This window comes from Dyella silvatica (assembly GCF_026283955.1).
Classification (GTDB): Bacteria; Pseudomonadota; Gammaproteobacteria; order Xanthomonadales; family Rhodanobacteraceae; genus Dyella_C; species Dyella_C silvatica.
Window position 1 is genome coordinate 1 of record NZ_JAPDPE010000122.1, and the last position, 15,664, is coordinate 15,664.

Sequence of the window (15,664 nt, forward strand, 5' to 3'; positions counted from 1 at the left end):
TAGACGGGCATGCGCCGCGTCCGCCGCTACAAACGGATCGGCAATAAATCGCTCCTGGGTCAGGCCAGGCAGGTTCAAATAGCCAAGCGCCACGCCGGCGCCGCCGATATAGAGTTCGCCGCTGACGCCGATCGGCACCGGCTGCAGATAGCGGTCCAATAGATAGATGCGGGTCTGCCCGATGGGCCGGCCAATCGGAATGCTGCGGCCCGGGACAACCTGGGTGATGTCGTAGGTCGCCGCGAACGTGGTGGTTTCGGTCGGGCCATAGCCGTTGATCAAGCGCTGCGGCGGATGGCTGTGCAAAACCTGGCCGATGATGTGCGGGTCCAGCGCATCGCCACCCACGATCAAGGCGCGCAACTGGGAAATGGCACTACCCAAAGCCTGCGCGTATTGATTGAACAGCCCCACGGTCATCCACATGCCGTTGATTTGCTGCTTGCGGATAAGCGCGGCCAACTTGGCCGGCAGCAGCAGGTCGTCCTGGCCGACGATGACAATCGCCGCGCCGGTTTGCAGCGGCACCCAGATTTCCAGGGTGCTGGCGTCGAAGGCCGGGTTGGCGGCGCAGGCGAATCGATCGCCCGGCTGTAAATCGAGATAGCCATTGTCGATCGCCAGACGCTCGATCGCGCGATGGGGAATTTGCACACCCTTGGACTGCCCGGTCGAGCCCGAGGTGTACATGATGTAGGCGCAAGCCGAACCGTCGAGGGCCGTTGCCAGGTCATGTTCGGGCTGCCCTGCCAGCTCGTTGCGGGTCGGCGCCAGGTCAAGCTCTACGCGGTCGACGCCATCAGGCACGGCGATGCCGCTGCGTGTGACGACGCAGCGTGCGGCGCAGTCCGCAAGCATGTGCGCCTGGCGCTCCATGGGCAGCACCGCATCCAGCGGGACATACGCCGCGCCGGCCTTGACGATGGCAAGCTCGGCCATGATCAGATCAAAGCTGCGCGGCAAGGCGATCGCTACCGTATCGCCGTCGCGCACGCCGCGCGTGCGCAGCACATGCGCTAACTGATTAGCCTGCCGGTTAAGTTGCTCGTAGCTAGATGCCTGCTCGCCATCGATGACGGCGATGGCCTGCGGCATGCGCTGCGCCAGGCGTTCGAAGCGTTGATGGATGCACAGCGTGCCCGGCGCCGACGAGCGAGCTGCCGGCGGCTCTTGCGGCGCAGTCGAAGCGGCATGGTTGAAGCCGACAATCAACTGCTGACGTTCGGCTTCGCCCAGCAGCGGTAGCTTGCCGACGGCCTGGCCCGGCTCGCTGACGATGGCGTGCAGCAGGTTGCTGAAATGTCCGGCCATACGCTCGATCGTGGCCGCCTCGAACAAATCGGTGTTGTATTCGATGCAGCCCTGTAGACCTTGCTGGCCCTCGGTCAGGGTCATGGTGATATCGAACTTGGCCGTGCTGCTTTCGCTGTCCAGCAGTTTCATCGACAAACCCGGCAAGCTGAGTTCGTCCATCGGCGTGTTCTGCAGTACCAGCATCACCTGGAACAGCGGCGTATAGCTGGTATGCCGCTCCGGCTGCAGCGCTTCGACCAGTTGCACGAATGGCACATCCTGGTGCGCATACGCAGCCAGCGTGTGCTGGCGCACTTGTTGCAGCAGCTCGTTGAAGTCGAGCGCCAGATCCACCTGTGTGCGCAGTACCAGGGTGTTGACGAAGAAACCGATCAGCGGCTCGATCTCGGCACGGTTGCGGTTGGCGATCGGCGTGCCGATGCAGATATCGCTTTGCCCCGAATACCGCGCCAACAGCACATTGAAAGCCGCCGCCAGCGTCATAAACAAAGTGCTTTGCGTCTGCCGGCCAAGCGCCTGCATCGCGGCCACCAGGGCTGGCGGCAGCACGAACGACAGCGTCGCGCCGCCATGGCTAGGCAGCGCCGGCCGTGGCCGGTCGGTGGGCAGCATCAGCAAGCTCGGGCTATCGGCCAACTGCTGTTTCCAGTAACTCAGCTGCTGTTGCAGCAGCTCGCCACTCAGCCATTGCCGCTGCCAGTGCGCAAAGTCGGCGTACTGAATCGGCAGCTCGGGCAAGGGCGACGGCAGGCCTTGCATAAAGGCCCGGTACAGGGCGGCCACTTCGCGCACCACGACGCCCATCGACCAACCGTCCGAGACGATGTGGTGAATGGTCAGCAGCAACACATGCTCGGTCTCGGCCAGCCGGATCAAGCGGAAGCGGATCAGCGGGCCAGAGGCCAGATCGAAAGGCTGGTTCGCCTCGTCTCGCAGTTGCTGGTGCGCCTGTGCCTCGCGCTGTTCGGCGGGCAAGTGGCTTAGATCGGTAAGCTGAAGCGCCAACCGCGATGCCGCTGCGACGACCTGCACGGGCTCATCGTTCACCACTACAAACGAGGTGCGCAAGGCCTCATGCCGGCGCACGATTTCATTCAGCGTGCGAGCCAGCGCATCCACCTCGAGCTGGCCGCTCAGGCGCACCGCCGCCGGAATGTTGTAAACCTCGCGTCGCGATTCGTATTGATCGAGAAACCACAGGCGTTGCTGGGCAAATGACAAGGACAACGGCGCGTCGCTCAACCTAGGCTGGATCGCCAGGGCCGCGGCCGCTTCGCCCGGTGTTGTCGCGGCCGGATCGATTCGCGCCATGCTTTGCATCAGCGACGCGATGGTCGGCGTTTCGAAGATCGCGTTCAGCGGCAGCTCGACCCCGAACTCGCGGCGAATCCTCGAAGCCAGTTGCGTTGCCAGCAGCGAGTGCCCACCCAATTCGAAGAAGTCATCGTCGATGTCCAGCGACGGGCGTCCGAACAGCTCTTGCCAGATCTGCAGCATGCTTTGTTCGCGGCTGGCCGCGCTCGACCCTGGCAGGTTCGACGGCGCCATGCCGGTTGGCGCGGACGCCGCCGAAGCCTCGCCTCGAACCAGGCTTGGGCCGGCGCCGGCGAGCGCATCCGGCAGGTCTGGATAGCGCACATCGGTCCAGTAGCGCTCTCGTGCAAATGGGTAGGTGGGCAGGCTGATGCGGCTGGGCCGGCGCATGCCGCCGCCGGCCCCATACAAGCTGTTCCAGTCGAAGCTGAAGCCCTTGACCCACAAGTCGAGCAGCTTGCCGAATTTGCCCTTGGCGACCCAGGCCTGCACGGTGAGATTCATGTCCTCGTCGTCGGCCAGCATCGACAAGGCGCTGCGTTTGGCCTGGCCGCGATAAACGCCGTCGACGTCGCTACGGCCGGCCACCACCGCGGTCAGTTTCAGCCGCAAATCATCAAGCGATTCGACCAGCAACGCCAACCGCTCTTCCATCGCTTCGCGGCCAACCTGCAAGGTGTAAGCCAGGTTGACCAGGCTTAGCTCGGCGCTGATGCGCTCCGCAGCCAACACCTTCAATAGCCGCTGCGCCTGTTCCTGCAGCCGAGCCTGATCGCGCGCCGACAACACCACCATAAACGGGCCATGGCTGGCTGGCGCGGCCGCCGAATCAGCGGCCGGCGGCGCGATATATTCCTCGATCACCACATGGGCATTGGCGCCACCGGCGCCGAAGGAGGACACCCCGGCAATTCGCGGAAGCTCGCGTCGCTGCCCGTCCGGCCCGAACAGCGGACGCGGCCAGGCGGCCAAATGCTGCTGCAGCACAAAGGGCGTGTCGGCGAATTTGATATTCGGGTTAAGCGTGCCGGCATGCAGGCTCGGCGCCAGGGCCTGGTGCTTGAGCTGCATCAATACCTTGCTGATACCGACAAAGCCACTGGCGCTTTCGCTGTGGCCGACATTCGACTTGGCCGAGCCAATGGCGCAGAACTGGGTGTCCTGGGTCCACTGGCGAAACGCCTTGGACAGCCCGGCGATTTCGATCGGATCGCCCAGATGGCTGCCGGTGCCTTGCGCTTCTACATAACTGACCGCGCGCGCATCGACGCCGGCGCGCTGCAGCGCATCGGTGACCAGCTGGGCCTGCATATTCGGGCTGGGCACCATGTAACTGTTCGTCCGACCGCCCGAATTGATCGCACTACCCTTGATCACGCCATAGATATGGTCACCGTCGGCCACCGCGCGATGCAGCGGCTTGAGCACCAGCGCCCCGACCGCCTCGCTATCGACGAAGCCGTCGCCGTCAGCGGCAAACGACTTGCACTGGTCGCCGCTGGACAGCATCGCCATCGACGACAAGTCGATCAGATGGGCCGGCGCGACGATCAGGTTGACACCGCCGGCAATGGCGACTTCGCTATCGCCGCTGCGCAAGCTTTCAATCGCCAGATGCACCGCCGTCAGCGAGGACGAGCACGCGGTATCGACCGCCATGCTGGGCCCCCGGAAATTGAACCAGTAGGAAACCCGATTGGCGATCGACCAGAAACGCACACCGGTGGCGTAGTTCTCGTTCATCACGCCGACAAACAGGCCGATCTTGCGGTGCTGGCTCAGGCTTGCCGGGGTGTAGCCGGCATCTTCGATACTGGCGTGCACTTCTTGCATGAACAGCCGCTCTTGCGGACCGATTAACTGGGCTTCGCGCGGCGTGATGTTGAAGAACAGGCGGTCAAAGCAATCCACGTCATCCAGCAGGCCCGCCCACTTGCTATAGGTCTTGCCCGGTTGATGCTTTTGCGCGTCGAAATATCTGCTGTTATCCCAACGTTCGGGCGGCACTTCGGCAATGCAGTTGCGTCCTGCCGCCAGGTTTTCCCAGAACTGATCGACATCGGCCGCACCGGGGTAGCGACCGGACAAGCCGACGATGGCCACGTCGAAGCGCGGCGCGATAGCCGGCGCGCTGACCATCGTGGGTTGCGCCGCGGACAGGCCGGCAAGCGGCTGGATCCGGCTGGCGCCACCCGACGCGGCACGCGGCGATGCCGCGCTGATGGTGTGCGTCGCAGTGTGCAAAGGTGAGGCGCCTGTCGCAGCGGCAACGGCATGCAGCGGAACGTCGCTGATCGGCAACGGCGGCACAACGGCGGCATCCAGGCCGGTCCAGCGCTTCAAGCCCTCGATGTCGGTTTGCATGAAATGCTCGACCAGGCTGTCGATGTTCTGATGCTCGTAGAACAAGGTCATGCTGATGCTGTCGGCGCCGAACACATCGCGTAAAGCGTGGGTCAGCTCCATCACCAGGAAGGAGTCGATGCCGTAATGATCGAAATTGACGTTCGCCTCGATGGCCTCCGCCGACATCTTGATGTTCTTGCCGATCAGCTTCCGGAATTGCTGGATGCTTTTTTCGCGCAACAACACATGCACCGCAGGGCTCGCCTGCGCGACGACCGGCGCCTCGCCGGTTTCGCGGTTGCTGGATGGGGTAACGCCGGTTAAATCGTCCATCGCGGAAGTCGTCCGGTCAAAGTGGGTTTCGCGCGTCGGCTTGGGATCGAGCAGACGCATGCTGAATTGCTTGATGCGGACGCAGACCAGGCCGGTCGGGTCGCACAAATCGATATCGAGTTTCTGCACCGCGTCGGCGGCAGTGATGCCGGCGCTGTAGCGCACGATCGCCCACATCTGGCTTGTGCACGGCGCCAGGATGTCCAGCGTCTCCAGCGCAAACGGCAACGCCAGCGCGAGCTCGCCCCTGCCCGCCGCGGCCATCTGCAAACCGATCGATGCCTGCAAGGCGGCATCGAGCAGGCTGGGATGCAGCACATAGTGGTCCAGCGAAGAGGCCAGCGAAGCCGGCAAGCTGATCTGCGCCAAGACCTGGCCCTGGCCGACAAACACTTCGTCGAGGCCGCGGAAGCCCGGCCCATAGCGCAAGCCCTGCTGTTCGAACAGCGCACAACATTGCGCGGCGCCGAGATGTGCCGCCGCGCATTGCGTGCGCCAGGCAGCCAGATCGTGGCGTGCGCCCGGTTCGCTGGCGTCGGTGTCACGCACGATGCCTTGGCCGTAAACGGTGACCTCGTCCTCGGCATCACGGTAGATTTCGTAGCGGATCGTGCCGTCCTGCTGCGGATGCAACGCCAGATGCAAGGCGACTCCCGCCGCCCCGGCGACCACCGGTCGCGTCCACGCCACCTTGCTCAGTGACAGGCCGCCGTCTCGATGGCTTGCATCACGCACCGCGGCGAGCGCCATCTCAAGTTGCGCCACGCCCGGCAACACACGCTTATCCTGCACCTGATGATCGGCCAGGAAAAACTCTTCGCCATCGAAACCGCTGCTATACCGCTGCACCGACAGATCTGAGGTATTGCGATGTAGCAAGGGATGCAGCAGGTCACTGGCAGACGGTGTGGCTGTGGGTGCCGCCATCGGCGCTGAAACCCAATACCGCTCACGCGCGAACGGGTAGCTGGGCAAACTGATGCGGCGTGGCTTGTCGCTGCCATAGAACGCGTGCCAGTCCAGGCTCTGCCCTTTGACCCATTGCTTAAGCAGTGGCTCAAACTCGCCCTGCTCAGCCCAGGCCTGCATCGACTGGCTCAGTGCGTCATCGGCGGCGAGCCAGCTTGTCGCGCCCTTCAGCCGGGTCACCTGTCCACGATAAACATCGTTGGCGCCATGGTTGCCGGCAAGGAACCGCGCCAGCTTCTCGCGCAGTTCGGCCAGCGAACTGGCTATCACGCCCAAGCGTTCTTCCATCGGCTCGCGTCCGACCTGCAAGGTATAAGCCAGGTCGGCCAGATGAATCTCCAGCTCTGCCAGGGGCGTGCTGATAAAGGTCAGCAGCTGCTGTACCTGCTCGCGCAGCCGCGCATCATTGCGTGCCGACAACACCACCATGACCGGGCCCTTCGCCGCCGGAGCCGGCAGCGCCGTCGGGATATATTCCTCCAGTACCACATGCGCAGTCACGCCACCGAAGCCAAACGAGCTCACCCCGGCACGGCGCGGCAGCAGCTGGCCGTTGGCGTCGCGTACGGCCGTCCATTCGCGTGCCTGCTGCACCACATAGAACGGACTGTCTTGCAAGTTGATATACGAATTAAGGCTGTCGCTATGCAGGCTTTTCACCAGGGTCTTGTGCTTCATCTGCAGTAAGACCTTGATCACCCCCGCCACACCGGCGGCCAGTTCAAGATGGCCGATATTGGTCTTGACCGAGCCCAGGCCGCAGTGCTGCTCGGCCACCGCGCTATCGCCGCTGGTGGCGTATAACTCTTTGAATGCGGCCTTCAGTCCGTTGATTTCGACCGGATCGCCCAGCGGCGTGCCGGTGCCGTGCGCCTCGATATAAGTCACGCTGCGCGGATCGATACCGGCCTGCCGATGCGCCTGTCGCACTACCGCCGCTTGCGCGGTGGGATTGGGGGCGGTCAGTGAATTAGCACGGCCACCGTGGTTTTCCGCGGTGCCACGGACCAGGCCATAGATATGGTCGCCGTCGCGTTCGGCATCGGACAATTTTTTCAGCACCAGCATGGCGGCGCCTTCGCCGCGCACGTAGCCATTGGCCTCGCTGGAGAAGGTCTTGCAGCGGCCGTCCTCGCTCAGCATGCCGGCCTTGTTGAAACTGATATGCGCTTCCGGCGTCACGATAGTGTTTACGCCACCGACCACAGCGACGGATGATTCGCCGCTCTGAATTGCCGCCACGCCGCGCCGCAAAGCAATCAGCGAACTGGAGCACGCGGTTTCCACCGGCTCGCTGGGGCCATGCCAATTCAGCAGATAGCTGATGCGATTGGGGCCGACCGAAGGCACCCCGCCGGTCGAGGCATAAGCCTCACCGCCGAGATGGGCACGGTTGATCAGCGTGCCGTAGCCGGTCGCGCCGGTGCCGACATAAATCGCCGTATCGCTGCCCGACAGCGCCGGGCCGGCATAGCCGGCATCTTCCAGCGCCTTCCACACGTGCAGCATCATCAGGCGCTGCTGCGGGTCCATCAACTCGGCTTCTTTGGGCGAGATGCCGAAGAACATCGGGTCGAATTCATCGACGCCGTCGATAAAACCGCCCCAGCTGATGTTGCTCTTGTTTTGCTCGCGCGCCGGGTCGCCATACCAGGCACGCCAATCCCAGCGTTCAAGTGGAATCTCAGTGATGCAATCCTTGCCCTCGCGCAGATTGCGCCAGAACGCATCGATGTCCCGCGCCTGCGGAAACTGCCCGCTGATGCCGATGATGGCAACCGCCTCGTTGAGCGACTGACTGCGGCTGGTCACCGCGCTACGAAAACCGCTGCGGCCGCGCGCACGGCGGCGCTCGGACACCGGCGCTGCCAGCACGGGTGCCGCCGCGGCGGCTGGGGTAGTCGCCTGCGTAAACTGTGCTGCCAGCACGGCATGATGCTCACGCAGCAAATAGTCGGCCAGGCCGCCCAGTGTCGGATATTCGAAGAAGATCGTCGGCTTCAGCTCGATCCGATATTGCTGGTTCAGGGCGTTGCCGAATTCGGTCAGCGAGATCGAATCGAAACCGAATTCGCTCAAGCTGGTTTCGCCATCGATATCTTCCGGCTTGACCTTGATCAACGACGATACCAAGCCCACCAGCATCCGCTTTATTTTTTCCGGCAGTGAGCTATCGTCCTGGCTCGGCTGGGCCGCGCCGGTCATCGTGGCCGACGGCGCCACGGCGGTTTCTGGCGTCTGACCCAGGATCACCTGACGAATGCGCGCCGCATCGCCCGCCACCACCAGCAACTGATTCGCCCCACTCGCCAGCGCCTGGCGCAAGGCCAGCACGCCACGGTCCGTGGCCAGGGCATGCATGCCCAGTTGCTGCACCAACATGCTGCGCGTGGCGGCATCCACCCGCATGCCGCCTTCGTCCCACAGCGGCCAGTTCACCGACAGCGTGCGCCCGTGACGCTGGCCTTGTGCCACCTGCTCGGCGCGATGCTGCGCAAACGCGTCCATAAAGGCGTTCGCCGCCGCATAGTCGGCCTGGCCGATATTGCCGATCGCCCCAGCAATCGAGGAGAAACAGATAAAGCAGTCCAGCGCCATGCCACGACTGGCCTGGTCCAGATTCAGCGTGCCGGCTACCTTGGCGCTGAACACCTCGTGCAACTGCTGGCGCGTCTTTTTGACGATAAAGCTGTCGCGCACCACACCAGCGCTATGGATGATGCCGTCGAGGCTTTCGAACTCTTCCGGGATGCTGTGCACCAGTTGCGTCAAGGCCGCGGCATCGGCGACATCGACCGCGTGGTAACGCACCACCGCACCCAGGGCTTCCAGTTCGCGGATATGCGCCTGGATGCCTTCGTTCAACGCCGAGCGGCCGGTCAGGATCAGCACCGCATTGCGCGCCTGCTGCGCAATCTCGCGGGCGAAGATCAAGCCCAGCCCACCGGCGCCGCCGGTGATCAAGTACACGCCCTGGGCTTTCCACGGCGAAGCCGCCGCGCTCGCCGCGGTCTGCTCGACCCAGCCACTCACCTGGCGCACGCCGTCTACATAACGTATCTGCGCCGCCGCGCTGCCGCGGTTTTCCAGTACGGCCTGGGCCACATCCTGACCCGCCTCGATGCCGATCAGCTGGCCGACGATGCGCGGGTTTTCCAGCTGTGCCGTACGCAACATGCCGCCCAGCCCGGCCATGATCTGGCCGGCGCCCTGACGCGGCACTACCACCTGGATCAGCTGTTTGCCGCTTTGGCCGCCCAGCGACTGCAGCTGTTCCAGCAGGCTGCCGCCAGCATGCTCATAGCTCGATGCCAGATCTTGAGCCACCGGCAAGGGCAGACAGAGCACCTCTGGCAGCTGCGCCTGCAGGCGATCCGTGGCTTGCGCATCGAGGCCGCACAGCATGACCGCATGCTGCGCGAATACGCGATCCGCTGCTGCTTCCATCGTGACGGGTTGCACCGCCCACGCCGGGCGCAACAGCAGGGTTTGAATCGATGTATCGGCAACGACTACGGCTGGCGTCGGCTGGGTCTGCGGTGGCGTCGATACCGCAGCGCTAGCCGTCAACGGCCGCAGGCTGAATTGCTTGAAGCGCACGCACACCGCACCGTGCTCATCGCATAGATCGATGTCGAGCTGTTGCACCGCGTCGGCAGCCTTACTGCCCTCGCTATGCCGCACGACAGCCCACATCACTGCCATGCACGGAGCCAGCGCTTCCAGCCTACCCAGTGCGAAGGGCAGCATCAGCGTTGGCTTGCCGGGCTCCGAAGCCGAGCCTATTTGCAGGCCCAGCGTCGATTGCAAAGCAGCGTCGAGCAGGCTGGGATGCAGCACATAGCCTTGCATCGACACCGAGGCCGGCAAGCTGATGCGGGCCAAGACAGCTTTCGGCCCGAGCAACAACTCATTCAGACCCTGGAAGCTCGGGCCATAGTGCAAGCCCAATTGTTCAAACACGGCGTAACACGCTTGAGCGTCCCAGCGTGCCTGTGTGCATTGCTCGCGCAACGCCGCCAGATCATGCTGGCCCGGCAAGGCCTGCTCCGGGCCATTCAGCAAGGCCAGGCCCTGGCTATATAGCAAGGCCTGGCCATGCTGGTCTTCGCTATAGATCTCGAAGCTGACATCGCCGCTGTCCTCAGGGTAGAGCGCCATATGCAAAGCCAAGCCATCGGCACCGACCACAACGGGTCGCAGCCACCGCACATCGCTCAGGACGAGTCGAGTAGTTGTACCCAGCGCCTCGCCCATCGCATGGCGGGCCATTTCCAGTTGCGCTACGCCGGGTAGTACCCGGTTGCCCTGCACCCGGTGATCGGTGAGGAAAAACTCGTCGCCGCTCAACTGAGTGCTAAAGCGCAGCCCGGCGACATCCGAGGTATTTCGATGCAGCAGCGGATGCAGTGCGGCATGGCTGCCGGATGCAATCGCTGTTGACGCCGGGCCGGTCGGTATCCAATAGCGCTCGCGGGCAAACGGATAGGTCGGCAGGCTGATGCGGCGTGGCCGCTCGGCGCCATACAAACGCGACCAGTCGAACGCCAGGCCCTTTACCCACAGGTCGAGCAGCTTGCCGAACTTGCCCTTGGCGATCCACGCCTCGACGATGGTCGCCATATCGTCATCGCCGGCCAGCGCTGCCAGGGTTTCTTTGTTGCGTTTGACCTGGCCGCGATACAGCTCGTCGATGGCGCTTTCGCCGGCGAGGTAGGCACTAAGCTTTTCGGCTAGCTCGGCCAGCGAATGCACCACCAGCGCGAGACGCTCTTCCATTGCTTCACGGCCGACTTGCAAGGTGTAGGCCAGATCGGCCAAGGCGATATCCGTGCCCGCTGCAAGCGCCGACAGCAACTGCTGCACCTGTTCGCGCAGACGGTCTTCATGACGTGCCGATAGCACGATTAACGCCGGGCCGTTCAGCACCGGCGATACGACCGGCGAGACATATTCCTCGATCACCACATGGGCATTCGCACCACCCGCGCCAAACGACGAGATACCGGCACTGCGCGCGCCTTCCCGCTGCACCCCACCCACATCCAGCATCGGCCGTGGCCACGGTGCTAACGCTTGCTGCACCACGAATGGCGTGCCGTCGAAGTCGATGTTCGGATTCAACACGCTCGAATGCAGGCTGGGTACCAGCTGCTGATGCTTTAGCTGCAGCAAGACCTTGGTCACGCCGGCAATACCGGCCGCGCTTTCGCAGTGGCCGATATTCGACTTGGCCGAACCGATGGCGCAGAACTGGGTGTCCTGGGTCCAGCTGCGAAATGCTTTCGACAGCCCGGCGATCTCGATCGGATCGCCCAGGCTGGTGCCGGTGCCGTGCGCTTCGATATAACTCACCGCACGCGCATCGATGCCACCTTCGCGCAGCGCGCGCTCAATCACCTTGGCCTGCGCGTTGGGATTGGGCACGGTGTAGCCATTGGTCTTGCCACCGTGATTGATCGCAGTGGCCTTGATCACGCCATAAATGTGATCGCCGTCGGCCTGGGCCTGCGCCAATGGCTTGAGCAGTACCGCGCCGACGCCCTCACCCGGCACATAGCCTTCGCCGCCTTCGCCAAAACTCTCGCAACGGCCCTTGCCGGAAATAAACTTGCCCTGCGCCAGCATCAGGTATTTGTTCGGATGCACCGACACATTGACGCCACCGGCAATCGCCACCGCGCAACCGCCGCGTTGCAGGCTTTGGCAGGCCAGGTGAATCGCCGTCAGCGACGACGAGCACATGGTGTCCAACGCCATGCTGGGGCCGTTGAAGTTGCAGAAGTACGAAATGCGATTGGCAATCGACGCCGGGCTGCCCGGCACCGCTATCGGCCGCCCCAACACTTGCTCTTGCGCGCCGTAGAGCTGGTATTCCTCGTACATCACCCCGACGAAGACACCGACACTGCTGTCTTCGGCGACGTTATCGCGGGTGTAGCCGGCGTCTTCCAGGGTGGCGTGCACGCATTCCAGAACCAGCCGTTCCTGCGGGTCGATCTGCTCGGCCTCACGCGGCGAGATATTGAAGAAGCGCGGATCGAACAGATCGACGCCGTCGATAAAGCCGCCCCAGCGGCCATAGGTCTTGCCGGGCTTGTTGCGGTCTTCATCGAAATACAAGGAGTGATCCCAGCGCTCGGCGGGTATCTCGGTGATGCTGTCCTTGCCCTGGCTCAGGTTGGTCCAGAACTGTTGCAGATTGCTGGCCTGCGGATAGCGCCCAGCCAGGCCGATGATGGCGATCTCGCTGATGCCGGGATCGGCGGCGCCACGCAGGTCGAAGCGCGAACGACGGCGGATGACCGGCGCCGCCAGCAACTCGCTGCGAGCTCTGGCCACGGCGGCCGGCGCGGCGACGCTGGCTTTTTCATCCAGCAGTTCGACTAGCTGGTCCCGATGGGCGTGCAGGAAATAGTCGGCCAGCGCCGCCATGGTCTGGTATTCGAAGAACAGCGTCTTTGGCAGCGAACCGAAGGATTTCTCCAGTTTCAGGGTCAAATCCATCACCATGACGGAGTCGATGCCATAGGCCTCCAACTGCGCGTTCGCATCGATTTTATGCGCCGGCAGTTTCAGCGTGGCCGATAGCAGGCGACTCAGATGACGAATGGTTTTCTCGCGCAGATCTGCAACCACCGGCACGCCACGATCCGCTTCGACCGCCATGGCTAGCGGCTGCGCCGAGACTTCTTTCAACAGGCTGGCCTTAAGTTGCTCGACCCTGCCTTCGGCTATCAGCAGCTGCGGCAGGCCGCTCGACCAAGCCTGGGCCAGGGCCGCGCAACCGCTGGCCGTGCGCAACGGCGTCATGCCGGTTTGTTGCAGCAGGTAATGGCGAGTCGCGGCATCGACCTGCATGCCGCCCTGTTCCCACAGCGGCCAGTTCACCGACAGCGTGCGTCCATGGCGCTGCCCCTGGGCGACCAGGCCGCTGCGGTAAGGCGCGAACGCATCCATAAAGGCATTGGCCGCCGCGTAGTCGGCCTGGCCCAGATTGCCGAGCGCGCCTGATATAGATGAGAAACAGATAAAGCTATCGAGAGCCAGCTCGCGGCTGGCTTCGTCGAGATACCAGGTGCCGGCCACTTTGGCGTGCAGTACTTGCTGCAGTTCTTCGCGGGTCTTCTTGATGATGAAGCTATCGCGCAAGACGCCTGCGCTATGCACAATGCCATGCAGGCCACCGAAGCGGTCGACCACATCGCGCACGCAATGCATCACCGCATCGCGGTCGCCGACGTCGAGCTGGCGGTATTGCACCGTGGCGCCCCGTGCTTCGAGTTCGCCGAGCGTGGCCTGCGTCGCGGCGCTCAGCGGCGAGCGCCCGGTCAGGATCAGCGTTGCGCCCGGGGCCTGACGGGCGATGTCGTGAGCGAAGATCAGCCCAAGACCGCCAGCGCCGCCAGTGATCAGGTACACGCCTTGCGCTTTCCATGGCGATGCCGCATCGGCCGACGGCGGCTGTTCGACCCAGCCGCCGACCTGGCGCACGCCGTCGATGTAACGGATTTGCGTGGCCAGGCTGTCGCGATTTTCAGCCAGCGCCTGCATCACATCCTGGCCATGCTCGACGCCGATCAGCTGACCGACCAAGCGCGGGTTCTCCAGCTGTGCTGTACGCAACATACCGCCTAGCCCGGCCAGGGTCTGACCAAGGCCCTGGCGCGGCAGCACCAACTGGATCAGATGCTGGCCCGGTTGGCTATTCAGCGCTTGCAGCTGTTCGAGCAGGGTCATAGCCGCCGCTTCGTAGCTTCGCGCCAGATCCTGATCCAGCGCCAACGTCAGGCAGGCTGCGTCCGACAGTTTCGCCGGCACCGCGTCTGCGTCTGCCGCATCAAGCCCAGCCAATAACACCAGCCGGCTTGCGAAGACCCGGCCTGCGCCACGATCGGCGGCGGGCTGCGCTTCCCACACGGGCTTGGTCAACAAAGTTTGCAAGGCCGCATCGGGTTCGGCCAGCACCGTCGATGCGCGCAATTCCAGCTGACTGAAGCGGATACATACCGCCCCGGCTTCGTCGCAAAGATCGACATCGATCACTTGCGATGCGTCACCGGCTGCACTGCCGGCATGCTGGCGTAGTACCGCCCACATGTGCTCCGTGCAGGGTGCCAGCACCTCGAGCGAGGCCAGCGCGACAGGCAACATCAGCGCCGGTTCAGCGCTGGTGTCAGCCACGCGCACTAGGCCAATAGCAGCTTGCAGTGCCGCATCCAACAGACTGGGATGCAGTGCATAACCCTCGCTCGGCACCGAGGCCGGCAAGGCGATTCGCGCCAACACCTGCTGCGACCCGACGAACAGTTCGCTCAGGCCCTGGAACCCCACGCCGTAGTGCAAGCCCATCTGTTCGAACAGGGCATAGCATTGGGCCGCGCTCAGCCGAGCCTCGTTGCATTGCTCACGCAAGGCGGCGAGATCATGGGCCGGCGTTGCGTTCGGCTGCGCGCTGGCAACGGCGACGACCGTGCCTTGGCTATATGCCACGGTTTCGCCATCCTCAGCGTCGCGGTAAATCTCGAAGCTGATCTGGTTGTCCGCTTGTGGCATCAATGCGATATGCAGGTCGAGCCCAGCGGCACCGACCGCGACAGGCCGTATCCAGGCGATATTTTTCAATTGCAGCCGGCAATCCTCGTCGATCGCCACACTGGCTGCGCGATGCGCCATTTCCAGCTGCGCCACGCCCGGCAAGATTCGAATGCCCCGCGCCATGTGCTCGGCGAGAAAGAATTCCTCACCGCTGAAATGCGAGCTGAAACGCTGCATGGCAAAGCTGGAAGTATTGCTATGCAGTAGCGGATGCAGCACGCCAGCCGGCGCCAGGTTTATCGAGGTCGCCGCGGAAAGCTCGATCCAGTAGCGCTCGCGGGCAAACGGATAGGTCGGCAGGCTGATGCGGCGCGGCCGCTCGGCGCCATACAAACGCGACCAGTCGAAGGCCAGGCCTTTTACCCACAGGTCGAGCAGCTTGCCGAACTTGCCCTTGGTCACCCATGACGCAACGGCGGCATCGATGTCGTCGTCAGCGGCCAACACCGCCACGGTGTCCTTGTTGCGATGGGCCTGGCCGCGATACAGCTCTTCGATGGCGCTTTCACCGGCGAGGTAGGCACTAAGCTTTTCGCCTAGCTCGGCCAGCGAATGCACCACCAGCGCCAGCCGCTCTTCCATTGCTTCACGGCCGACTTGCAAGGTGTAAGCCAGATCGGCCAAGGCGATATCCGTGCCCGCTGCAAGCGCCGACAGCAACTGCTGTACCTGTTCGCGCAAACGGTCTTCATGACGTGCGGAGAGCACGATTAACGCCGGGCCGTTCCGCACCGGCGATACGAGCGGCGAGACATATTCCTCGATCACCACATGGGCATTCGCACCGCCC

General features: G+C 63.5%; 1 protein-coding gene. It reads right to left on the bottom strand.

The features are described from left to right. Positions 1-15,664 (bottom strand): SDR family NAD(P)-dependent oxidoreductase (locus OUZ52_RS19020; RefSeq protein ID WP_266160111.1); only part of this gene is annotated, 15,664 nt, incomplete at both ends.